This window comes from Corynebacterium sp. HMSC068G04 (assembly GCF_001814885.1).
In the GTDB taxonomy this organism is placed as follows: Bacteria; Actinomycetota; Actinomycetes; order Mycobacteriales; family Mycobacteriaceae; genus Corynebacterium; species Corynebacterium hiratae.
The window spans coordinates 39,280-61,533 of record NZ_KV818297.1; the positions used below are offsets into that span (position 1 = coordinate 39,280).

Genomic DNA, 22,254 nt, shown 5'->3' on the forward strand with positions numbered 1-22,254 from the left:
GGTCACACCCTAGCAGCTACGCGTTCGACGCGCGCCTTTTGTTACCCGGCAGTAGGTGGAAGATCACAACCAGGGAAACGGTCAGGATGAGGACGGCGAGGACTTGGTTGCGGGCGGAGGCGTCGAAAAGCATGAGAATCGTAAGACCCACCAGTGCTAGGGCAGTCAGCCACGGCAGCCAGGGGAAGCCCGGCACGCGCAGCGTCGTGAGCTCGCCGTTGGCCTTCATCTGAGGGTGCAGCTTGATGTAGGAGGCCACGATGAAACACCAGATGACCAGCAGGCAGCCGCCTACCGCGTTGAAGAGGAAGGCCAGAAGCCCCGGCGGGTTCCAGTACTGCAGCACCACCGATGCGAAGGCAAAGATGATGGAGAGCACGACCGCATAAATGGGGGAGCCGGAGACGTTGGTCTTCAAGAAGACGTGGTGCGCGCTGTGGTCCTTGGCCATGTCGTAGACCAAGCGGGAGGTGGCGTAAATCTGCGCATTGAAGGCAGACAGCAGCGCCAAGGCGATGATGGCTTCCATGAATCCCGCGGCGAAGGGGATTTTCGCGGCGGCGAGGACCAGGGTGAAGGGCGAGTCCGCGGCCACATCGGCGTCCTGGATGGAGCTGAAAGGCAAGGCCATGGTGATGACCAGGATGGAGCCGATGTAGAAGACCATGATGCGCACGATGATGGCGCGCACGGCAGTAGCGACGTTGTGGGCCGGGTCCTCAGATTCCGCCGCGGCAATGGTGACCAGTTCGATGCCACCGAAAGCGAAAGCCACGGCGAGCAAGCCGGCAGCAAAGCCGGGGCCGCCGTTGGGCAGGAAGTTCTCCGTGAAGTTATGTCCCGCCATGGACAGGTCCATACCCGGCAGGATACCCAGTGCCATGAGCACACCGATGCCCAGGAAGGCCACGATCGTGGCCACCTTGATGATGGCGAACCAGAACTCGAATTCGCCGAAGCCACCCACGGCGGCAAAGTTAACGATGGCGAAGAAGACCACGGCCACCAATGCCGGAATCCAGGGGTCCACCCCGAACCAGTTGGAGACAATCGCCGCGGCACCGGTAATCTCCGCGCCCATCACCATGACCAGCATGAACCAGTAAATCCAGCCCAAGGTAAACCTGGCCCAGGGCCCGAAGGCCTGGCCCGCATAGGTAGAGAAAGCGCCCAACGAAGGCCGGGCGGCGGCCATCTCGCCGAGCATCCACATCACCAAGGCGATGAGCGCACCAGCCACCGCATAGGAAATAAGGACGGAGGTGCCGGATACCTGGATGCCTAGGCCGACGCCCAGGAAGAGGCCTGCGCCCACCGCGGAGCCGAGGCCCATCATGGTGAGGTGGCGGGTTTTGAGTTGAGTGGCCGCAGCCATAGGGAAATCACCTTCAACGCTGTTGATTGTTTGCAACGGGAAGTACTTTACGCAATGCACTAAGCAACCGGGGGCGCTAGCATGGCGGGTTGTGACTTTAAATCTCTTCTCCGATCCCATCGAGCTGACCAAGGCGCTGGTGGATATCCCTAGCCCTTCGCACCACGAGCAAGCGATCGCTGATGCCGTCGAGGAAGCCCTGCGCGGTCTGGACCAGAGCACAGTAGAGGTGGAACGCTACGGCAACACCGTCTGCGCCCGGACGAATCGGGGCTTCGAAAGCCGCGTGGTCCTCGCCGGCCACATCGATACCGTGCCCTTGGCCGATAACGTCCCCCACACCATGTCGGAGGACGGCGCCACCATGTATGGCTGCGGCACCGTGGACATGAAGTCCGGCATGGCGGTCTACCTTAACGCCTTTGCGCAGCTGTACAACTCCGATGAGCTCAAGCACGACCTCACGGTCATCGCCTATGAGGGCGAGGAGGTCGCCACCGAATTCAACGGCCTGGGCCACCTGCAGAAAGATCACCCGGAGTGGCTGCATGGGGACCTAGCGCTGCTGGGCGAGCCCTCCGGCGCCATGATCGAGGCCGGCTGCCAAGGCACCATCCGCGTGCGCGTTACCGCCCACGGCACTCGCGCGCACTCGGCCCGCGCCTGGCTGGGCTCCAACGCGGCGCACACCTTGGCGCCGGTGATGCTCAACGTGGCCAACTACCAGCCACGCGACGTCGAGATTGACGGCTGCACCTACAAGGAAGGCCTCAACATCGTTCACCTCGAATCCGGCGTGGCCACCAATACCATTCCGGATGAGGCCTGGATGTTCGTCAACTTCCGCTTCGCCCCCGACCGCAGCTCCGAGGAGGCGCTGGCTCACCTAATGGAGGTCCTCGGCGAACACGAAAACATCACCGTGGAGGTCGATGACATCGCTGGGGCCGCCCTGCCCGGTTTGGGGCAGCCAGCGGCGCGCGCGCTTGTCGACGCCGTCGGCGGCAACGTCCGCGCCAAGTACGGGTGGACCGACGTGGCCCGTTTCTCCGAGATGGGTACCCCAGCCGTTAACTTCGGCCCTGGCGATCCGGGCTTTGCTCACAAGAAGGACGAGCAGGTGCCCATCGCCCAGATCACCGAAGTCTCGACCGCACTCTTGAATTACCTGAAGGGATAACACCACCATGACTCCTGAGCAACTGCGCACCCTGCGCGGACCTCTTCTCGTGCGCACCGCCGGAGAGCAGTCCTCCACCTTCGACCAGCGCCTGCTGCAGTCCGGCGCGGATCATGAGTGGCAGCACGCCGATCCCTGGCGCGTCCTGCGCATCCAGGGCGAGTTCGTGGACGGCTTCGACGCCCTGGCCAAGCTGCCCAAGGCCGTGACCGTCTTCGGCTCTGCCCGCACCCCGGAGGATGACCCGAATTACCAGCTGGGCGTGGCCTTGGGCCGCCGACTTGTGGAAGCCAAGTACGCCGTTATCACCGGCGGCGGCCCGGGCATTATGGAGGCGGCCAACCGCGGCGCGCACGAGGCTGGCGGGCTGTCTGTGGGCCTCGGCATCGAGCTGCCGCACGAGCAGGGCCTGAACCCCTACGTGGATCTGGGCTTGAACTTCCGCTACTTCTTCGCCCGCAAGACCATGTTCCTCAAGTACTCCCAGGCCTTCATCTGTCTGCCCGGCGGCATGGGCACCATGGATGAGTTCTTCGAGGTCATGTGCATGGTCCAAACCGGCAAGGTGACCAACTATCCCATCGTGCTCATGGGCACCGACTACTGGGCCGGCCTGGTGGAGTGGATGAAGAAGACCCTGGCCGAGGGTGGGTTCATCAACCCCGAGGACCTCGATCTCTTCCTCGTCACCGACGATATCGATGAAGCCGTCGCCCACATCCTGGCCGCGCACAAGGTCATGTCGGACAAGCGCCTGCGGGAGCAAGAAGACAAGTGACCTCTGCCCCCAACCTCGCGCGGGTCATGGCGATTGTGAACCGCACGCCGGACTCCTTCTACGACAAGGGCGCGACCTTCGAGCTCGACCCCGCAATCCAGCGTGCTGAGCAGGCGCTTGACGACGGCGCCTCCATCATCGACATCGGCGGCGTCAAGGCCGGCCCGGGTGAGCACGTCGACGCGGCCGAGGAAATCGAGCGCGTCGTGCCCACCATCGCGGAGCTGCACCGTCGCCGCCCTGAGGCGCTGATCTCCGTGGACACGTGGCGCGCCGAGGTCGCAGAGGAAGCTATCGCCGCGGGCGCCGGGTTGGTCAACGACACGTGGGCCGGTTGGGACCCCGAGCTCATCGAAGTCGCCGGCCACCACAAGGTGGGTTACGTGTGCTCGCACACCGGTGGCGTGACCCCGCGCACCCGCCCGCATCGTGCGCATTTCGACGACGTGGTCGCCGACGTCATCAGCGAGACCACGCGACTGGCGGAGCGCGCCGCCGACCTCGGCTGCCCGGAGGAGCTGACGTTCATCGACCCCACGCACGACTTTGGCAAAAACACCTTCCACGGTCTGGAACTGTTGCGGCGCATCGATGAGATCGTGGCAACGGGCTGGCCGGTGCTCATGGCGTTATCGAATAAGGACTTTGTGGGCGAGACCCTCGACCGAGCCGTCGACCAGCGCGTCGCGGGCACGTTGGCGGCGACGGCATGGTCGGCAGCGCGCGGCGTGGCGGCGTTTCGGGTGCATGAGGTGGGCCCGACGCTCGATGTCATCCGCATGACCGCTGCCATTCAGGGGCACATGGCGCCGCTTGCGACGACGCGGGGGCTGGCCTAAGGCATGTTTCCGAGCATTTCTGTGGTCATCCCTGCGCTGGATGAGGAGCGCACCGTCGCGCACGTCGTGCGCGCCTGCCTGGCGGATGAGCCTTTAGAGGTCATCGTCATCGACGCCGACTCCACCGATGAGACCGCCGCCCGGGCCGCCGCGGCGGGTGCCCGGGTGTGCAACTGGCGCGAGGTGCTGGACGAGGAACCGCGTCCGGGAAAGGGTGAGTCCCTGTGGCGCGGGGTGGCCGCGGCCCGTGGTGAGGTGGTCGTGTTCATCGACGCGGATTTAGAGTCTGCTGCGCCCGGCATGGTTACCGCGCTGACCGAGCCTTTCGTGGATCCCCACGTACAGCTGGTCAAGGTGCGCTACGCGCGCAGCCTGAACGGCCAGCCCACCGGTGGCGGGCGAGTTACGGAGCTGAGCGCCAAGCCGCTGCTGCGCATGTTCTTCCCCGAGCTCGCGCACATCGATCAACCTCTGGGCGGGGAGTACGCGATTCGCCGCGAGACAGCCCTGGGCCTGCCTTTTGTGGCGGGCTACGGGGTGGAGGCGGGGGTGCTGATAGACGTCGCCAAGCGCTATGGCCCCCACGCCATCGCCGAGGTGGACCTGGGCACCCGCGCCCACCGCAACCGCCCGCTCGAGGAACTAGCCCCGATGGCCGATGTTGTCGCGCGCACCATCCTCTCCCGCGCGGGCGTGGTTGGCCCCGTTGCCCAACGTCCGCCGCTGCTGGGTAAGATTTAGCGCATGATGTCCTGGATTCTTCTTATCGTCGTCCTTATCGCCCTCGTCATCATTGGCACATGGGCGTGGGGAACCATCGTGGGTCGGGGGACCGTGATGGAGGCTCCCGATACGGCCGTGGATACCAACGAGGAGAATCTCCGCGCCCTTGAGGAGGGGCGCTTCGACGACCTGCGTTTCGACGTCGTGACACGCGGCTACCGCCAGGACCAAGTGGACGCCCTGCTGGCCGCCGTGGAGCGTCGCCTGGGCGCTGAGTCGGTGGCTTCTGACGGTTCTGCAGATGATTCTGCGGAACCTTCCGCCGCGGGTGAGGCAACGAGCCTGCCGCTGTCGGCCGAAAAAGAGCTAGACTAGAAGGACGTTCTAAAAATAGTCGAAGGAGACTCAATATGGCAGCGATGAAGCCCCGTACCACTGGTGGAGAGATGGAAGCGGTAGAGGAGTCCCGCAAGATCGTGATGCGCATTCCTTCTGACGGGGGTGGGCGCATTGTCATTGAGCTCAGTAAAGAAGAAGCAGCGGAGCTGGGTTCACTCCTCGTAGCAGTTTCTAGCTAGTCTAGGAGCATGCTTTCACATATCGTCGATATTCTGGCCGATCCCGCCGATGGCAGCGCCCTGCAGGGCGCGGATGATTTTTCTCGCCTCGTGTCGGAGACCGGCCATTCTTATGACGTGGCCAAGCAGGGCTACGTCACGCTGGCAGCCGGCGCGGGCCTGAAACATCAGGGCGACGATGCCGCGATGGTTACCGCCCGCGAGACCTACCTGGCCATGGGGCACTTCGCGCCCTTCGTGGAGGCAGTGACCGGCGCGGTCCAGGACTCTTTGGAAACCCAGGATGCGGCTGAGCACGCGGCTGGCCTGGATGTGGACACCGCCCCCGCGCTCCTTGAGGTGGGCGCGGGCACGGGTTACTACCTTGCCCACACTCTCGATTCGATTGAGGGCGCTCGTGGCGTGGGCCTGGATATCTCTACGCATGCGGCCAAGCACCTGGCCAAGTCGCACGAGCGCGTCGGTGCTGTGGTCGCGGATGTATGGGAGCGTCTGCCGCTGAAGGATGATTCGATTCACGCCATCTCGGTCGTCTTCGCTCCGCGCAACCCGGCGGAATTCCAGCGCGTTCTCGCCCCCGGCGGGGAGGTCATTGTGCTGACTCCGCAGGCTGGCCACCTCGATGAGCTGCGGGAGCCGTTGGGCATCCTCGGCGTCGAGGAAGGAAAGGTGGAGCGCCTCTACGCGCAGGCGGAAGGTTTCCTTGAGCAGGCGGCTGATCCGGTCGATATTTCCTTCCCCATCGTCCTCGACAAGGCCTCCATCGCCGCGCAGGTGGGAATGAGCCCCTCTGCGCGCCACATCAGCCCGGAAGAGCTGGCCGAGCGTATGGCCTCTCTGCCGCAAACCCTGACCGTGACGGCGCATGCCCGTCTGGACCGCCTGCGTTCGGCCTAACTACTGACGCTCCTTTATAGGGTCTTCCTTCGCTGCTTCTCTTCGAAACCGCCCTTCGCGCTCACCGGGAGTGGGCGCGGTGGCTGTTTGAGTTCCTCGGTGAGCGCGAAGGGGGTGGCTCGACCGACCCAGCCCGCCTCGGCCTCCCGTCGCGCTCACCGAGAGCGGGGGCGGTGGCTGTTTGAGTTCCACGGTGAGCGCGAAGGGCGGGGTGAGGCCCGGCCTGGCTCGTTGTGGCTCTGAGGTTGCGTGGTCTTGTCGGCGCTCGAAGGCATCTGCATCGACCTCCGCCTCAATCTCCTTTCGCGCTCACCGGCAGCGCCCGCGGTGGTTGTTTGAGTTCCTCGGTGAGCGCGAAGGGTAGGGGGCGCATTAAAAAGAGGACCGAGACAACTCGGTCCTCCTCCTATACGCCGTGTCGCAGTCGATGCGATTAAGAGCGCTTGGTGCCCTTGCGGCTCCACGACTGCTCAATGACAGCCTCGCCCTCCGTGCTGACCTCGATGGCAGAGCATCCGCCCTCAAAGTAGACGCGAGAACTCATGGCCACCAAGCCACCGTCCACAAACACCTCAACGCTAGCGCCGTCTTGGATGACAGTAAGCGTGTCCGAATCGCCCTCCGCCAGTTGGGTCACCGCAGGAGCAGAGTCCTTGAAGTAGTGATCAAAGGCCTTCGACATGGAGCGATCCAGGCTGATCTCGGAGCCGGTGTGGCGGATGACCGCGGCGGCATCACCGTTACCGTCCTTCAGCGTCACGGTCACGGCGGAGCCTTCCGGAACCTCCAAAACACCGGTCCAGGATTGGGCATAGTCGGAGAGTTTCACCGCATCCGGCAGACCCTCCGCCGGGGTCTGGTACAGCACACCGCCCTGCAGCGTGACCGCACGCGGCAGCGACAGGCTATTAGCCCAGCCCTCCGCCTCCCAGGATGGGTGCTTGGTGGCGTCGTCACCGCGGCCGTTGCCGTTAAGCAGACCGAGGATGACCGCGCGGTCGTAGCGGCGCTCTTGCGGAATCGTTCCGGTCGTGGTGTTGGTGTTGCGCGGACGAGAGAAGTCGTGGCCAAAGTCCACGCGCTGGAAACCCTTCGCCACGGTGAACACCGTGCCATCAAGACGGCCCACGATATAGCCGGAAACATCGCGGCCCTCGCGCTCTAAGGTCACGAAGAGCACATCGTAGATTTCCCTATCGACCTCGTCGCGCAGGCGCACCAAGCGCGGCGAGACCACCGGCGGGATGGGGGAGGTAGCCGGAACCTCGCCCTCTTCGAAACCAGGGTCGCCGTCGAAACTCAACGGCCCGAGGAGTGTCCAGGATTCGCCATCGGGGCTATCCAGGATCACCGGCACCGGCGCGTCCGAGTGCCCGGTCAGCGCAAGCATGAGCCAGCCATCGTGGCCTTCCTCGCGGTCCTCCTTGGCCCAATCTGGGACCACAGAGGGAGAGCGGAAGCGGTCGTGATTGGTGCTGGCACCGACAGCTTCGCCGAAGCGGACGACATCCGGGTCGAGCGCCGTAGGGTCATCGGAGACGACGCATTCATCGGCGTAGTCGGTGTAGCGCGCTAGGCGCACGCTCGTACCCACCGAGGTCACCGAGGTGAAATACAAGTTGAGCGCGTCCTTACCCTCCGCGACGGAGCCAGCACGCAGCGACAGCTCTCCGCCCACGGGGGCGAGGACATCGTCGCAGTCGAGCCACTCAAAAGCTGTTTCTTCCGACGTGGAATGGCCCCAGCGTGCGGGCTGGTCAGCCGCGGGCCGGTACTGGTGGAACAGGTGCCACGTGTTACCGTCGCGGACGATTCCCGCGGGGGCTTCGAGGACCCCGGTGTCGGGAACGAAATGTAGTTCTGGGCGATGAGGCGGTTCGTTAAGAGTCACGGCAGTCCTTCCTACATCAACGAACGGTAAATGTCCACGGTCTGCTGCGCGATGGTAGCCCACGAGAAAGCATCAATGGCGCGCTGGCGACCGGCGCTGCCAAAGCGCTGCGTCAGTTCCTTGTCCGCTGCCACTCGATTCACGGCGGCGGCGAGATCAGCCTCAAAGGTGGCTTCATCAGCGGCATCGTAATTGACCAAAACGCCGGTCTCACCATCCACGACGACCTCTGGGATGCCACCCACATTGGAGGCTACGACCGCGGTGCCGCAAGCCATGGCTTCGAGGTTAACAATGCCCAGCGGCTCATAGATCGACGGGCAGACGAACACATCGGCACCGGAATAGACTTGCTTAATCTCCTCGCGGGACAGCATGTCCTTAACCCAGAACACACCATCGCGCTTGGAGCGCAACTCCTCCACGAGGGCTTCGGTCTCCGCCGCAATCTCCGGCGTATCCGGCGCGCCCGCACACAGCACGAGCTGGATATCCTCGTCAAAGCTCTGGGCCGCCTTGAGCAGGTGCTTCACGCCCTTCTGTCGGGTAATCCGGCCCACGAAGGCAACGACGGGACGCTGCTTGTCGACGCCCAACTTATCCAGCACCGCCGACTCACCCGGCTGCCACACCTGCGTATCGATGCCATTGAGGACCACATGCACCTTATCGGCGTCGATACGGGGGTAGGCATCCAAGATGGAATCTTTCATGCCGGCAGATACGGCGATGACGGCGTCGGCGTATTCCATCGCGTTCTTCTCCGACCAAGAGGAGACCTCATAACCGCCGCCCAGCTGCTCGCGCTTCCACGGGCGGTGCGGCTCGAGGGAGTGCGCGGTAACCACGTGGGGGATACCGTACAACCGGCTGGCGAGGTGCCCACCAAGGCCCGTGTACCACGTGTGCGAGTGAGCCACATCGATGTCGGAGGCGGCGTTGGCCATGCGTAGACCCGTAGACAGTGTCTGCAGCGCAGCGTTGGCATCCTTCAATGCGGGGTCAACGCCATGGACAAAAACGTCTTTCTCGTCGCGCTCAGACCCCATGCAGTGGACGGAGACATCGATGATCTCGCGCATGAAACGGGTGAGCTCTGCAACATGGACGCCAGCTCCGCCGTAAATCTCCGGCGGATACTCCTTAGAAAAAATTCCGGCTCTCATACTCGCCAGAATACGGACATTCCGCAGCGCGCGCTAAACCTTCCTATCGCGCGCCACGGGCGCGGCGCGCAGCGGCGTTGGGACGCAAACACGAAGGAAGTACGCAAGAGGGGTGAGGGAGGTTAAAGGGGGTAAAAACACGCAAACTTCTACTGCACGATGCGGAAAATGTCTATAAGTTGGGTGGTGTGAGAAGCCTTCCTAATGTCCTTGCCATTGTCCTTGCCGGCGGCGAGGGAAAGCGCCTCTTTCCGCTGACGGAAGACCGCGCTAAGCCCGCCGTTCCTTTCGGCGGCTCCTACCGCCTGATCGACTTCGTGCTGTCCAACCTCGTTAACGCCGGATACCTCAAGATTGCGGTGCTAACCCAGTACAAGTCCCACTCTTTGGACCGCCACATTTCCCAGGCGTGGAACCTGTCTGGCCCGACTCCGCAGTACATCGCCTCCGTACCCGCCCAGCAGCGCCGCGGTAAGCGTTGGTACAACGGTTCGGCCGATGCCATCTTGCAGTCGCTGAACCTGATTTATGACGAGAAGCCGGATTACGTCATCGTCTTTGGCGCCGACCACGTCTACCGCATGGACCCGGCCCAGATGGTGGAGGAGCACATCGCGACTGGCCTGGACTGCTCCGTGGCGGGCATCCGCGTCCCGCGCTCGGAGGCTTCTGCCTTCGGCTGCATCCAGGCGGATGGGATGGGCACGATTACGGAGTTCGTCGAGAAGCCTGCGAATCCCCCGGCCACCCCGGATGATCCGAACATGACCTACGCCTCCATGGGCAACTACGTCTTCACCACGCAGGCGCTTATCGACGCTTTGCTGGAAGACGAAAAGAATGAGGACTCCGCGCATGACATGGGCGGCAACATCATTCCTTATTTCGTGAAGCGTGAGCAGGCACACGTCTACGACTTCATGGCCAATGAGGTGCCCGGTTCTACGGAGCGTGACCATGGCTATTGGCGCGATGTCGGTACCATCGACTCCTTCTATGAGGCACACATGGACATGATTTCGGTGCACCCCATTTTCAACCTGTACAACCGTTCGTGGCCTATTCACTCCACAGATGACTCGAACTTCCCGCCGGCGAAGTTCGTGCAGAACGGTATCGCCCAGTCCTCGATGGTGGCTCCGGGCTGCATTGTCTCCGGCGGTACGGTGCGTAACTCTGTGCTCTCTTCGGACGTGCACGTGGCGGATGGCGCGACGGTGGAAGGCTCCGTCATCTTGCCGGGCGTGCGCATTGGCCGGGGAGCGGTGGTCCGCCACGCCATCCTGGACAAGAACGTGGTGGTCAGCGATGGTGCGATCATCGGCGTGGACCGCGAGCGCGATGAGGAGCGCTTCAAGGTTTCCGAGGGCGGCGTGGTCGTCGTGGGTAAGAACGTAAAGGTCTAAGTCGCGAGACAGCGCAGCACTTAAAGCGGGCGTGCGGGTGGATTGAAGTCCACTCCACGCCCGCTTTTCGTGGCTTTGATGTCGCCGATGAGTTCCGGGTTGCTTCAGGAGCCTGTGCAACAACACTCCCAGCAACAGCACACTCTGCAACAACACGCGCGGCACAACCACACCCTGCAACATCACGCGCGGCACAACCACACCCTGCACCAACACACCCGTGCAACACCACAATCCTGCACCAACACACCCTTCGCGCTCACCGAAAGTGCGCGGCCCGCCTCGTGAAGCCCCATGGTGAGCGCGAAGGGCGGGGGTGGGAACGGAGAAGGAGTAAAAGTGGGCGCAAAGAAGGACACCGGCGCCACAGGGCGGGGTTTAGCTCGGAGACGTATCAGTGGCTAAACCAACGGTGTCCTAAATGACGAAAGTCTCCGAGCCGATCGAAAAACAGGCGATGGTTTTGGCAGATCGGGCAGTTTCAGAAGGCGGCTACAGCTTGGTAATGAGCGTCAGGCCCGCGCCGTAGGGCAGGCGCGTCACGGCCGCGCCCTCGAGGGAGCGGGCAACCTCGTCGGCCTCGCGGGCAGCGGCGGTGTCGCGGTCGGTGCGGGAGGGGTCGGCCACGGTGCCGTCGAGAAGCGCATTGGCCAGCACCAAAGTGCCGTGCTGGTGCAGCAGCGGCCAGGCGGCCTTGAGCAGTGCAGGCATATCGAGCGCTGGGACCTCGGCGTAGATCACCTGGTAGGTGTCATTAGCCAGACGGCCCATGATGTCGAGGGGGCGCGAGGGTAAGAAACGGCCGCGGCTGGGGGAGTAGCCGGCCTCGCGGAAGGTTCGCTTGGCGCTGGCCTGGTGTTCTGCCTCCGGGTCAATACAGGTGAGGATTCCGTTCTCCGGCATGCCGGCAAGCAGGTAGAGGCCTACGACGGATGCTGCGGGAGTAATCGCCACCGCCTGCGGCCGCGAGGTAGTGCCGGATGAAACCGCCGCGAGCGTGGTGAGCAACTGGCCGGTTGCCTCATCCGGTGCTGGCAGGCCATACTCCTCCGCGTGGGCGCGGGCGCCGGCGAGAACCTCGGAGACCTCGCTGGTGGATTCGATGTAGGTTCGCATTGCGTCATAAGCCGTAGTAGTCACAAAAGAAAACCATAGTGAAATCGCCACAGCTGCGTGCCGAGAATCGCCCGCAACTCTCCTCAGCTGTGACGCAAGAAGCGCATGTAAGCGGTGTGACGGATTCACAGGTTGCTCACAGGGCCGTGGCTGGAGTTTCGCCGCGCACTATAGAAAGATATTCGGCATGACCACACAGCAGCGCGAGTTTGAGCCCGCTCACCGTTCCACCGATTCCTCCGCCACTGGCAGCCATGATGCCAGCGCTGAAACTGAGAAGTTGACCGGAACCGCTGCGTTCGACGCCGGCCAGGCCGATATGCCTTCCTGGGGTGAACTCGTGGCCGAGCACGCCGATGATGTCTATCGCTTGGCTTACCGCCTCTCCGGCAACCAGCACGATGCTGAAGACCTCACCCAAGAGACCTTTATGCGCGTCTTCCGTTCTTTGGATAAGTACCAAGCGGGAACCTTTGGGGGCTGGCTGCACCGCATCACCACCAACCTCTTCCTGGACATGGTCCGCCACCGCTCCAAGATCCGCATGGAGGCCCTGCCGGAGGATTATGAGCGCGTCCCCGGAACCGACATGACCCCGGAGCAGGCCTATTCGGTAGCTAACCTGGATCCGGCGCTGCAGTCCGCGCTCGATAACCTCGCACCGGATTTCCGCGTGGCCGTGGTTCTCTGTGATGTCGTGGGCATGAGCTACGACGAAATCGCCGAAACCCTCGGCGTCAAGATGGGCACCGTGCGCTCCCGCATCCACCGCGGCCGCTCCCAGCTGCGTGCCGCTCTGGAGAAGGAAGCCGAGAGCAACGCAGACACCCGCAGCCTGCTGCGTACGCGCTAGACTGGGCAGCGTTTAAGTCTGAGACCGCGAGAATTCTGCCGCCTAGGGCAGAGGAGCGCGCACTGAGGTGAGGTGACGTTGAGGTGAAAGAAGAAGGACATAGCAGCGACGGCCAGTCCCTGAGTCTGTCCGGGTTCTTCACCGAGGCCCAAGCCAAAGTCCGCGATAAGGCAAAGGCCCGCGCTCAGCGGGCAGATACTATCGGCCATTTGGGGCCCGAGGCGGTCGTCGCTTTCGTCGACGGCGAGATGCCCGCCAAATATGCCCACCGCGTACGCATCCACCTCGTGCACTGCCCGGAATGCCGGGCAGAAATCCACCACCAGCGCAACGCCGCCGAGTGGGTCCGCGAATGCAGCGTGGAATCCCATGTCAAGGCTCCTGATTCCCTGATGGCAAAGCTTGCTGGCATCGCCCATCAGGGCGTAGGGCCCGGTCCGGATGCGGAAGCTCCTGCGCACCAGCCACGCCAGGATTTCTTGGACAAGGTGGAGATGGTGGTGCGCGCTATCCGTCACAACCAGCGGGGCTAACAAGAGACCGAAGCCTTCCGCGCGCCCGTCACCCTGTCATCACTAGCGAAGTAGTTAAGATAGTTTCGTGTTTTCCTCAATTGGTTGGGTAGAGATCATTGTCATCGTGCTGCTGGGGCTGGTGATCATCGGCCCTGAGCGCTTGCCCGGCGTGATCATGGACGTCCGCGCGGCTATCTACGCGGCGCGCAAGGCCATTGCGAACGCCAAGGCGGAGCTCAACGGTGAGATGAGCGGTCTCGGCGCGGAGTTCGACGACCTCCGCGTGCCCCTGAGCCAGGCGGCGGAGTGGACGCGCATGGGGCCGCGCGGGGTTATCACCAAGGCGCTTTTCGACGGCGACGATTCCGCCTGGGACGACTTCAACCCGAAGAAGATGGCAGAGGACATCAAGAAGAGCACCAGCCCGTATGAGCATGACGCGGAAATAAACAACCAACCCGCGCATAACCAGCAGGGGCCGGCGCAGCCAGCGCCGGAGCAGAACACTGGCCGACCGACCTTCGATTATTCGCAGGTCTATCCGGACCTTGGCGCCCAGCAGCCAGCGGGGGAGAAGGCGGCTAAAACGACACAGCCCCCGCGCGGCGGAAATGCATCCACCGGCGAGGGCAGCTCCTCCTGGGAGGACGTCACCTAAGGGTTATTTAGCCCTTGCGGGTGACACCCAAGCCGAGCTTCTTGCCCACGAGGGAATCGGAGCGCACCGCGATCGAATCCGCCACCTTGTTGATGGCCTGGGTAGCGGGGGAGTCGGGCGCGGAGATGACGATGGGGGTTCCGGCATCGCCAGCCGCGCGCAGGCTCGGATCCAGCGGGATGCTGGCCATCAGGGGAACCTCGTGGCCCAGCAGCACGCTGAGGCGCTCGGCTACTACGCTGCCGCCGCCGGAGCCGAAGATATCCATGGTGGAGCCATCCGGCATGACCATCGCACCCATATTCTCAATCACGCCGGCCACGCGCTGGCGCGTTTGTTGCGAGATGGAACCTGCGCGCTCGGCCACCTCGGCCGCGGCCGCCTGCGGGGTGGTCACAATCAGCAGCTCCGCATTGGGGATGAGCTGGGCCACCGACAGAGCCACGTCGCCAGTACCCGGCGGCAGGTCCAGCAGGAGCACATCCAAGTCACCCCAGAAGACGTCCGCGAGGAACTGCTGGAGGGCGCGGTGCAGCATGGGCCCGCGCCAGACGACGGGCGCGTTACCCTCCACGAACTGGCCAATGGAAATGTGCTTGATGCCGTGGGAGACGGGGGGAAGCAGCATTTCGTCGTCAAGCACTGTGGGGCCCGCCGTGGAACCCAGCAGGCTGGGCACGGAGTGGCCATAGATATCGGCGTCCACGATGCCCACCTTGAGCCCCTTGTTCACCAAGGCAGCCGCCAAGTTCACCGTGACGGAGGACTTACCCACGCCGCCCTTGCCGGAGGCCACCGCGAACACGCGGGTGGTGGACTCGGGCTTGGCAAAGGGGATCTCCGGCTCGGCTTGGCCGCCGCGCAGCTTCTGCTTGAGTTCTTTACGCTGCTCGTCGCTCATCGGCGTCATGGAGATGCTGATGTCGCCGACACCGTCGAGCTCTGCGACGGCCGCGCGGGTATTGGACTCGATGGTGCCCTTCATTGGGCAGCCGGCGATGGTGAGATAAAGCTCGATATCCACGTCCGAACCGTTAACAGTCACGGACTTCACCATGCCGAGCTCCGTGATGGGGCGGCCGATTTCTGGGTCATCGACGCGGGTGAGCGCGTCGCGAACGGAAGATTCAGTAATAGCGCTAGTCATAACGCGCATTAGTCTAGTCACGTGCTATCGGGGAGAGCCACCCCGCCGTCTGGCCAGCGGGGCGTGTAAAATTCAGCCAGATGCTGCGGCCCAGCGCTGCGGACTTTGGACCCTGAAGAACAGCGACATGTGTGCTCGACATGTCCGGTTGAATAGAAAGAATGCGCCTGATTCTGATGCCCCGCCTTATTGCACATTCCCGCACCTTCGCCCGCATTGTTGGGGTGGCCTTGGTGGGGGTTGTGGGGGCGTCGTTAAGCGCCTGCTCTGGGTATGAACCCAAGCCGGAACCGAACCCAGTGAACTCGGCGCCGATCACCATCATGATTGATCCGACTTCCCATGAGCAGCGCGTGCTGGCGGAGATCTATCGCCAGACCCTGCGCGATGAGGGACGCGCGGCTACCGTTTCTCAGAAGCCAATGCTGGTGCGTCAAGGAGGGGAGCACATCAGCGGGGTCAGCACTAACGGCAACTTCTTCGTGGGCTGCACGGGTGAATTCTTAAGCGTCTACAACCCGGAGGAGGCCCGCGCGATTTCCAAGGACTACGTGGCTGCCAAGGAAGAAGGCACCAAGGACGTGGACTTTTTGGAGCGCACCCACGTCGCGCTCATGGCGTCTCTGCCCCCGGAGGTCTCCGTGGTGGAGCCCGCCGGTGCCGAAGGCTGCCCTAATTCAAAGCCGGAGCTTCCACAGAATTACGTTGTGGTCTACCAAGACGGGCTATTCAACCGCGATGAAAAGCTGGAAGTTGCCTCCTTTACCAAGTTCCTCACCGCGCAGGACCTCGATGAAGTGGTCCAGAAAGTAGAAGACTCCGAGGACTTTGAGGAGACCGTGCGCGCCTGGATGGAGGCCAACCTCATGCAGAACCTCAATGAAGAAGGTGACTCCAACTCTTCCGGTGGCTCGGATTTGGTCCACGAGGAATCCTAGAAGAGACAAGCTAGGGGGTGGAGTCCTCGGCGCCTGGGGGAACAACCTAGGACTGTATAAAACGGCGCTGGACACGCCCTGCTTGGCGACGTCTCGCCGCACCGCCCCACTCCCTACGTGTGGAAACCGATCAGTATCTCACAGAGTGGTCGATTCCAGGAAATCTATAATTCCCACGCGCTTGTGTACTTATTCTTAAAGATTCCAGGTAAAACCCTGTTTTTCTTGCGGGTTTATGTATGGGAGGGTACAATTTCTAACGTTCACCTGCCTATTTCCTGTCAATCCTTAAACGAATTTGTGAGGAAATGCCTTGAGAAGCCGCCGCGGCTTTCGGGTTTCCGCACTGTGGGGTGGGGCAGGGTACTGCATTTGAAAGGACCTAAGGAATGAATGCACCACGAAGTGGCTCGGCCCGTCGGCCCTCTTCCCGTAAAGGAGTAGCAGCACTTTCTGCTATTACACTCGCGCTGAGCGGCCTCAGCATCACCTCTTTTAATACTGTGGTCCCCGAAGCCGCCGCCGCCCTGAGCGGCGGCATCCGCGACAAGTCGGGAGCGGTGGAGCAGGATGCCCAGAAGGCCTCCGACCTGCCGGCCGGTTCGTGTGTTGTCTCGGGAAAGGCTGAGAATGGTAGCCAGGCTGGTTTCAGCTGGTATACCTCTGAGCCGTCTGCGTCCAGCCCCAACAAGAAAGCCTGGGGATTGAGCGTCTCCTTTGACAACTCGAAGGACCGCACATTCGCTGATTGGGCCTTTACCAATTCAGGCCTTATGGGTGGGTACCTCGATGTAGCTCAAATTCCCGCTACGGACGCGGGCCAGACCTTTGTTGACAAGGTAGTCACACACAAGGCCGACGAATTCCTCAAGATTGATGGCTCTGGGCGACAGCGAAACCTGAACCTTGTCGCGGAACTGACCGATGCGGAAGTCAAGCAGTTCGTTGAGGCCACTGCCGCGAACCCGGTACGCTACGCCTGGCAGGGTAACTATAAGACTGACCGAACCTCCGGTCCGTTTGCCACCCAGGGAAGCAACGCATCCTTTACGGCCATCGTGAACCCGTGGCCGAGCGAGAACATCGAATGTAACCCGATCACGGTGTCGTGGAAGAACCAGGAGAAGCTGGTCATCAGACCGGGCGAGGTGCTCGAGGTCGGCAAGATCAACGTACCTGCTATCACTGGCGGCGGCACCGACGATTCCATGTCCCGCATGGTCGTGGAAGCCTACGACGCCCAGGGCAACTTCATCGGAACGAGCGACACCGATGCCTCCGGTGGTCAGCAGCGTCTGACCATCGACGCCGACGGCACCATCAAATACACCATGCCGGAGTACAAGGGCACGAAGCTGAGCGATCAACAGGGAATGCGCTTCAGCGTGCTGGCCAAGCCGCGTACTGTGGATCAGCTCCAGGCTGCCGGTGAGAACAACAATGAATTTGGCGATACCCAAGTCTTCGACAGCTCCAACTCACTGACGCGCTATAGCAAGCCGAACGTTATCGCCAACCACCAGTGGAGTTTCGATGACACCCAGTTCCACGACCCGAAGTATAACCCCGACCAACAGGCAATTATCTCCGGGGTGGAGGACAACAAGCCCACCAAGGAACGACAGGTAGTCACGTTCAAGGAGGCCGGGGACAAGATTTCGAACCTGGTGAAGAAGCGCGAGGACGGCGGCTTTGACGCCGAGGTCAAGCTGGATAAGAAGAACGTCTACTCGGGTTGGGATGTCAAGATGGATCCCAATACCTACGAAGTCACCGTCACCGCTCCGCTAAACCCAGCCCCTGGCACCTTTGCCCAACCGCGCGTCATCGTGACCTACTCCAATGGCTCGCGGGATATTATCCCGCTGCTTGTGACGGTGGACCACAACAACACTCAGGTCTCGGAGCTCCAGAGCCCGGGCAACACTAAGGGCGTTCCGGGTCAGGACATCGAAGCACAGCTGACTGTGGGCAAGGTCATTGATGACTACGGCCCCTTCACCCCGACGTCTTATGAGGTAGTGGGAGGTGTGCCGGAAGGCTGGACGGTGACCGTGGATGAGAACGGTAAGGTCACCGCAAAGTCCCCGAAGGATGCCCCGAACTTCTCGACGATCACCCCGAAGATCAGGGCTACCTACCCGGATGGCACGATCGACGAAGTCGATGTTTCCTTCCAAGTAGTCAACAACGTGAAGGTGCCGGACTACACCGCTGTCTCCGGCAAGCCTGAGGAGGAAGTGAAGCTTCAGCCGGTCATGCCCCCGGTGGGTCTGGGCGGCAGTGAAGACGACGAAGAGCCCAACCGCTACACCTTTGAAGACGGCAGCACCGAGTACAAGGTGGGTGATTGGACTGTCACTGTCGATGAGAATACTGGTGAGCTGACCTCCACCATCCCGAAGTCTGCACTGCCGGGCGCGCAGCTCACCGTTCCGGTGAAGGTGTACTACCCGAGTGGCGCGAACCCGCAGATCGCTACTGGCACCATCAGCGTTATCGGTGACGGCTCTGGCGAGGACAACGCTTTCTACCGTCCCCAGCTCACTAAGGCTGGGGAGCCGGTGAAGTCGGACATCACGACCTTGTTGGATGATCCGAAGAAGGCCACATACAAGCTGCCTCCGAAAAATCAGTGGCCTAAGGATTGGGAGTTCTCCATCGATGAGAGCGGTACAGTTACCGCTACTCCTGGTGAAAACGTGCCGAACGGTGCTACCGTCACCATCCCGGTAGAAGTCACCTACCCTGATGGTTCCAAGGCAAGTGTGCCGGCGGACTTTACCGTCGTTGATGCATACGCGCGCGCGAACCAGCCTTCCTACCCGACTGTGACCGGTGATATCGGCACCACGGTGACGAGCAAGGTCGACCGCACGTACTTGAGTGATGCTGCTGAACCGCGCTTCTCCCTCGTGACTGACCCGAAGGATCCGGACTACATTGCACCTCCGCGCAACCTGACCTGGGACCAGGTGAAGATTGATCCAGTCACGGGTGAGATCACCACGCCGATCGGCAAGAATGTACTGCCGGGGTCTTCTGCGGATATTCCAGTTCGCGTGACCTACAAGGATGGTTCGCGCGACTTCACCATCGCCACCGTGGTGGCGAGGGGTAAGCACCGCCAGATCTACGAGCCGAAGTATGAGCTGAAGACCACGAAGCCTGGCGTCGAGAAGGCCTCCCCGATTTTGGATGACACCAAGGTTCCTGAGCGTGACTTGGCCGAAGATAAGTCGAAGCGATTCAGTGCACCCGACAACGTCGAGGGCTGGACTGTCAAGGTCGACGAATCCGGCATCGTGACCGCGACCCCGCCGGCAGACGCAAAGGCTGGCGACGGCATCCAGGTTCCTGTGGAGGTTACGTACCTGGACGGTTCCAAGGAGACTGTTTTCGCACCGTTCAAGGTGATTGAGGAGCAGAAGGACGTCAACGAGCCTTATTACTCCGTGGAAGTAACGGGCCCAGGCAAGAAGATCGATCGACCCATCAAGCCAAACAACATCCCGGCAGGGTCCAAGTTTGCCTTCGGCGTGGACGGTGACAATCCAATCACTGAGACAACCGTTGACGGGTGGGAATACAAGATCAACCCGGACACCGGTGAGATTTCTGTGACCCCGCCTGCTGGCGCTAAGCCAGGCGATAAGCACGACAACAAGATCACCGTTACCTACCCAGATGGCTCGGTGGATGATGTCCCCGTCAGCACCATCGTCAAGCTGACCAACAACTGGGAAGCAGATCCGACCTACCCCGAAGAGACGGTCTACCCGGGTGAGACTGCGAAGCTGCCGGTGAAACTCGAGAAACCGGTCGACGTCAACGTGGCGAAGGAAAACCCCTACAAGCTGGGTGAGGTTCCTGCAGGTTGGACCGTCAGCATTGACGACAACGGCCAGGTAACCGCAACCGCACCGGCGGATGCCAAACCAGGTACGCAGGTCACGATTCCCGTAACGGTTACCTATGAAGACGATTCCACGGACACTGCCAAGGCAGTGGTGAACGTAGTCGATGTTCCGACCCGTGAGGTTCCGTTCAAGGTCGAGTACAAGTACGACGACTCCATCCCCGCCGGTACCCACAAGGTTGAGACCAAGGGCGCGCCGGGCGAAGAGAAGCAGAACAAGGACGGTAGCTGGGAGCGCACCAAGGCTCCCGTCAACGAAGTTGTCGTCGTCGGCACCAAGCCTGCTGAGAGTGCCAAGGACGTTAAATGGACGGTCCCGATTCCTTTCCCGACTGAGGTTCGCGAGAACCCAGACCTGAAGCCTGGTGAAACCCGGGTTGTTCAGGAGGGCGAGAACGGCGAGAAGACCTACACCGCCAAGTTCACCGCTAAGGGTTCCGAGGCACAGATAGCCGAGGAAGAAACCACCAAGGAAGCCAAGCCGCGCATCATCGAGTACGGCCCGGGCCTCGCTCCGAGTGAGCTCGTGACCAAGACTGAAAAGCCGATTCCGTTCGAGACCAAGGTCGTCTTCGATGACACCCTGGAAGAGGGCAAGCAGGTTGTCGATCAGCAGGGCGAGCTCGGCACCGAGGTTGTGACCTCGACTCAGAAGATCGTAGACGGCAAGCCTTCGGGCGACCCGGTCGTGACATCTGAGCGCACGAAGGAGCCGACCGAGCAGATCATCCGCGTTGGCACCAAGACCACCGGCACCAACACTGAGGCCGTTAAGTCTGAGGTTCCGTTCGGCGTGAAGATCGAGTTCGATCCGACACTGCCTGCCGGCGAGTCCAAGGTGACCACCAAGGGTGAGCCGGGCGAGAAGACTGTGACGATCACGCGCGACATCGTCAACTCCAAGCCGGGCGATCCGCAGATCTCTGAGGAGATCACCAAGCAGCCGGTCGATCAGGTCATCAAGGTCGGCACCAAGCCGTCCGAGGCATCCGAGAAGGTCACCTGGACTGCCCAGGTTCCGTTCGAGGTTATTACCCGTCCGAACCCGGAGCTGAAGCCGGGTGAGATCAAGGTCGTCCAGAAGGGCGTGCCTGGCGAGAAGACCTACACCGCTGACTTCACCGCCAAGGGAGACCAGGCAACGGTCATTCCGGAGGAGAAGCAGACTAAGGACCCGGTCAACGAGATCATCGAGTACGGCCCAGCGGCTGAGGACACCACCGTGGTGACCAAGGTTGAGAAGCCGGTTCCGTTCGAGACCGAGATTGTCTTTGACAACACCCTCAAGGAGGGCGAACAGAAGGTTGACCAGCAGGGTGAACTTGGCACCGAGGTTGTGACGTCGACTCAGAAGATCGTCGATGGCAAGCCTTCGGGTGACCCTGAAGTGACGACTGAGCGCACCAAGGAGCCGGTCAAGCAGATCATCCGCGTGGGCACTAAGTCGGAAGGCACTCACACCAGTGAGTATGTCAAGGATGTGCCATTCGAAACCGAGGTCATCTTCGATGACACGATGGAAGCGGGTAAGCAGGAGACTGTCCAAGAAGGCCAGCTCGGTAAGGACAAGGTCACTACGACGCTGACCATCGTGAACTCGGAGGTTACGGACACAAAGACCGAGACCCAGCGTGTGACCGAGCCGGTTAAGAAGATCATCAAGGTGGGCACCAAGGGAACGCCGACGTCTACCAAGATCGAATGGACTGAGAACACCCCGTTTGAAGTTGAGGTACGAGTTAACCCCAAGCTGCAGCCTGGTGAGACCAAGGTTGTCCAAGAAGGCAAGCCTGGTGAGATAAAGCACATCGTTGATGTCGAGGTCGACGACAAGGGCAATGTCACCAAGGGTGAGCCCACTAAGTCGACCGTGAGCGAGCCGGTTAAGCAGATCATCGAGGTTGGTCCGGCTAAGGACCACGAGTCCACATTGACGGATAAGCACACCGAGAAGACCCCGTACGACACCCTGATCGAGTACGACCCGAACCTCGAGGTGGGCAAGGTTGTCGAGGACCAGGCAGGTCAGTTTGGTGAGAAGGAGATCACCAAGACCTGGCAGCTCAAGAACGGTCAGCCGGTAGGCGATCCGGAGACCTCTGAAGAGGTCATCAAAGACCCGCAGCCACGCAGGCTGCGCGTGGGTACCAAGTGCAAGTGCGAAGGCCCGAGTGACGAGCCGAGCGTGCCGAGCGAGGAACCAAGCGAGACCCCGACGACGGACCCGACCGAGCCGACCGACCCCACGGACCCGAGCGAGCCGACCGAGACCCCG

Annotated in this window: 18 protein-coding genes; 13 read left to right on the forward strand and 5 right to left on the reverse strand. The window is 61.8% G+C overall.

Annotation, left to right across the window (positions count from 1 at the left end):
• Positions 1-16 precede the first annotated feature (16 nt).
• Positions 17-1,375: an amino acid permease gene (locus HMPREF2993_RS02230; protein ID WP_070700794.1), complete on the reverse strand. Its 1,359-nt coding sequence runs from the start codon at positions 1,373-1,375 to the stop codon at positions 17-19.
• Positions 1,376-1,466: 91 nt separating this feature from the next.
• Here HMPREF2993_RS02230 and dapE point away from each other — a divergent pair, with 91 nt between their 5' ends.
• The 7 genes from dapE to HMPREF2993_RS02265 are packed head-to-tail and all read left to right on the forward strand — an operon-like array spanning position 1,467 to position 6,370.
• Complete coding sequence (gene dapE / locus HMPREF2993_RS02235; protein WP_070547280.1) at positions 1,467-2,555, forward strand: succinyl-diaminopimelate desuccinylase; 1,089 nt, start codon at positions 1,467-1,469, stop codon at positions 2,553-2,555.
• A 7-nt stretch (positions 2,556-2,562) separates the two neighbouring features.
• Positions 2,563-3,333 carry an LOG family protein gene (locus HMPREF2993_RS02240; RefSeq protein ID WP_070509630.1) on the forward strand — a complete coding sequence of 257 codons (771 nt, stop codon included), beginning with the start codon at positions 2,563-2,565 and terminating at the stop codon, positions 3,331-3,333.
• A 26-nt stretch (positions 3,334-3,359) separates the two neighbouring features.
• Positions 3,360-4,172 carry a dihydropteroate synthase gene (gene folP / locus HMPREF2993_RS02245; protein ID WP_210401539.1) on the forward strand — a complete coding sequence of 271 codons (813 nt, stop codon included), beginning with the start codon at positions 3,360-3,362 and terminating at the stop codon, positions 4,170-4,172.
• 3 nt (positions 4,173-4,175) lie between these two features.
• Entirely contained in the window at positions 4,176-4,913 is a 738-nt protein-coding gene (locus tag HMPREF2993_RS02250; protein WP_070700800.1) for a glucosyl-3-phosphoglycerate synthase, read from the forward strand.
• A gap of 3 nt (positions 4,914-4,916) precedes the next feature.
• Positions 4,917-5,270 carry a DivIVA domain-containing protein gene (locus HMPREF2993_RS02255; protein ID WP_049154387.1) on the forward strand — a complete coding sequence of 118 codons (354 nt, stop codon included), beginning with the start codon at positions 4,917-4,919 and terminating at the stop codon, positions 5,268-5,270.
• Between the two features lie 35 nt (positions 5,271-5,305).
• On the forward strand, positions 5,306-5,473 hold the full coding sequence (locus tag HMPREF2993_RS02260) for a DUF3117 domain-containing protein (RefSeq protein ID WP_010187237.1): 168 nt from the start codon (positions 5,306-5,308) through the stop codon (positions 5,471-5,473).
• Positions 5,474-5,482: 9 nt separating this feature from the next.
• Complete coding sequence (locus tag HMPREF2993_RS02265; RefSeq protein WP_046648297.1) at positions 5,483-6,370, forward strand: methyltransferase domain-containing protein; 888 nt, start codon at positions 5,483-5,485, stop codon at positions 6,368-6,370.
• 433 nt (positions 6,371-6,803) lie between these two features.
• Here the strand turns inward: HMPREF2993_RS02265 and HMPREF2993_RS02270 are convergent, their stop codons facing one another.
• Together HMPREF2993_RS02270 and glgA are read right to left on the reverse strand one after the other, a co-directional pair.
• Positions 6,804-8,261, reverse strand: coding sequence for a GH32 C-terminal domain-containing protein (locus tag HMPREF2993_RS02270; protein ID WP_070700803.1), 1,458 nt, complete (start codon positions 8,259-8,261; stop codon positions 6,804-6,806).
• An 11-nt stretch (positions 8,262-8,272) separates the two neighbouring features.
• Positions 8,273-9,427 (reverse strand): glycogen synthase, encoded by a 1,155-nt coding sequence (glgA, locus tag HMPREF2993_RS02275; protein ID WP_046648299.1) that lies wholly within the window; start codon positions 9,425-9,427, stop codon positions 8,273-8,275.
• A 188-nt stretch (positions 9,428-9,615) separates the two neighbouring features.
• On the opposite strand from glgA, the gene glgC reads away from it, so the two are divergent.
• Positions 9,616-10,833 carry a glucose-1-phosphate adenylyltransferase gene (gene glgC / locus HMPREF2993_RS02280; RefSeq protein ID WP_046648300.1) on the forward strand — a complete coding sequence of 406 codons (1,218 nt, stop codon included), beginning with the start codon at positions 9,616-9,618 and terminating at the stop codon, positions 10,831-10,833.
• Between the two features lie 492 nt (positions 10,834-11,325).
• On the opposite strand, the gene HMPREF2993_RS02285 is transcribed toward glgC, so the two are convergent.
• Positions 11,326-11,973: an O-methyltransferase gene (locus HMPREF2993_RS02285; RefSeq protein ID WP_046648301.1), complete on the reverse strand. Its 648-nt coding sequence runs from the start codon at positions 11,971-11,973 to the stop codon at positions 11,326-11,328.
• 163 nt (positions 11,974-12,136) lie between these two features.
• Here HMPREF2993_RS02285 and sigE point away from each other — a divergent pair, with 163 nt between their 5' ends.
• The 3 genes from sigE to HMPREF2993_RS02300 all read left to right on the forward strand — a co-directional run bounded on the left by sigE (position 12,137) and on the right by HMPREF2993_RS02300 (position 13,975).
• Positions 12,137-12,802, forward strand: coding sequence for an RNA polymerase sigma factor SigE (sigE, locus tag HMPREF2993_RS02290; RefSeq protein WP_046648302.1), 666 nt, complete (start codon positions 12,137-12,139; stop codon positions 12,800-12,802).
• An 83-nt stretch (positions 12,803-12,885) separates the two neighbouring features.
• Positions 12,886-13,335 carry an anti-sigma factor family protein gene (locus HMPREF2993_RS02295; protein WP_049154393.1) on the forward strand — a complete coding sequence of 150 codons (450 nt, stop codon included), beginning with the start codon at positions 12,886-12,888 and terminating at the stop codon, positions 13,333-13,335.
• Between the two features lie 67 nt (positions 13,336-13,402).
• Positions 13,403-13,975, forward strand: a complete 573-nt coding sequence (locus tag HMPREF2993_RS02300) for a twin-arginine translocase TatA/TatE family subunit (protein ID WP_070700806.1) — start codon at positions 13,403-13,405, stop codon at positions 13,973-13,975.
• Positions 13,976-13,982: 7 nt separating this feature from the next.
• Here the strand turns inward: HMPREF2993_RS02300 and HMPREF2993_RS02305 are convergent, their stop codons facing one another.
• A complete protein-coding gene (locus HMPREF2993_RS02305) occupies positions 13,983-15,122 on the reverse strand; it encodes an Mrp/NBP35 family ATP-binding protein (protein WP_210401538.1) in 1,140 nt (379 codons plus the stop codon).
• Positions 15,123-15,283: 161 nt separating this feature from the next.
• On the opposite strand from HMPREF2993_RS02305, the gene HMPREF2993_RS02310 reads away from it, so the two are divergent.
• Both HMPREF2993_RS02310 and HMPREF2993_RS02315 read left to right on the forward strand, forming a co-directional pair.
• Positions 15,284-16,060 carry a hypothetical protein gene (locus HMPREF2993_RS02310; RefSeq protein WP_070700812.1) on the forward strand — a complete coding sequence of 259 codons (777 nt, stop codon included), beginning with the start codon at positions 15,284-15,286 and terminating at the stop codon, positions 16,058-16,060.
• Positions 16,061-16,449: 389 nt separating this feature from the next.
• Positions 16,450-22,254, forward strand: a 5,805-nt coding sequence (locus HMPREF2993_RS02315) for a G5 domain-containing protein (protein ID WP_141758244.1), incomplete at its 3' end; no start/stop codon positions are given.

What these genes read in the sequence shown, in the direction of transcription:
- HMPREF2993_RS02230 (WP_070700794.1), bottom strand. Translation starts at nt 1,375, where the DNA reads ATGGCTGCGGCCACTCAACTCAAAACCCGCCACCTCACCATGATGGGC.
- HMPREF2993_RS02240 (WP_070509630.1), top strand. Translation starts at nt 2,563, where the DNA reads ATGACTCCTGAGCAACTGCGCACCCTGCGCGGACCTCTTCTCGTGCGC.
- folP (WP_210401539.1), top strand. Translation starts at nt 3,360, where the DNA reads ATGGCGATTGTGAACCGCACGCCGGACTCCTTCTACGACAAGGGCGCG.
- HMPREF2993_RS02250 (WP_070700800.1), top strand. Translation starts at nt 4,176, where the DNA reads ATGTTTCCGAGCATTTCTGTGGTCATCCCTGCGCTGGATGAGGAGCGC.
- HMPREF2993_RS02255 (WP_049154387.1), top strand. Translation starts at nt 4,917, where the DNA reads ATGATGTCCTGGATTCTTCTTATCGTCGTCCTTATCGCCCTCGTCATC.
- HMPREF2993_RS02260 (WP_010187237.1), top strand. Translation starts at nt 5,306, where the DNA reads ATGGCAGCGATGAAGCCCCGTACCACTGGTGGAGAGATGGAAGCGGTA.
- HMPREF2993_RS02265 (WP_046648297.1), top strand. Translation starts at nt 5,483, where the DNA reads ATGCTTTCACATATCGTCGATATTCTGGCCGATCCCGCCGATGGCAGC.
- glgA (WP_046648299.1), bottom strand. Translation starts at nt 9,427, where the DNA reads ATGAGAGCCGGAATTTTTTCTAAGGAGTATCCGCCGGAGATTTACGGC.
- sigE (WP_046648302.1), top strand. Translation starts at nt 12,137, where the DNA reads ATGACCACACAGCAGCGCGAGTTTGAGCCCGCTCACCGTTCCACCGAT.
- HMPREF2993_RS02305 (WP_210401538.1), bottom strand. Translation starts at nt 15,122, where the DNA reads ATGACTAGCGCTATTACTGAATCTTCCGTTCGCGACGCGCTCACCCGC.
- HMPREF2993_RS02310 (WP_070700812.1), top strand. Translation starts at nt 15,284, where the DNA reads ATGCGCCTGATTCTGATGCCCCGCCTTATTGCACATTCCCGCACCTTC.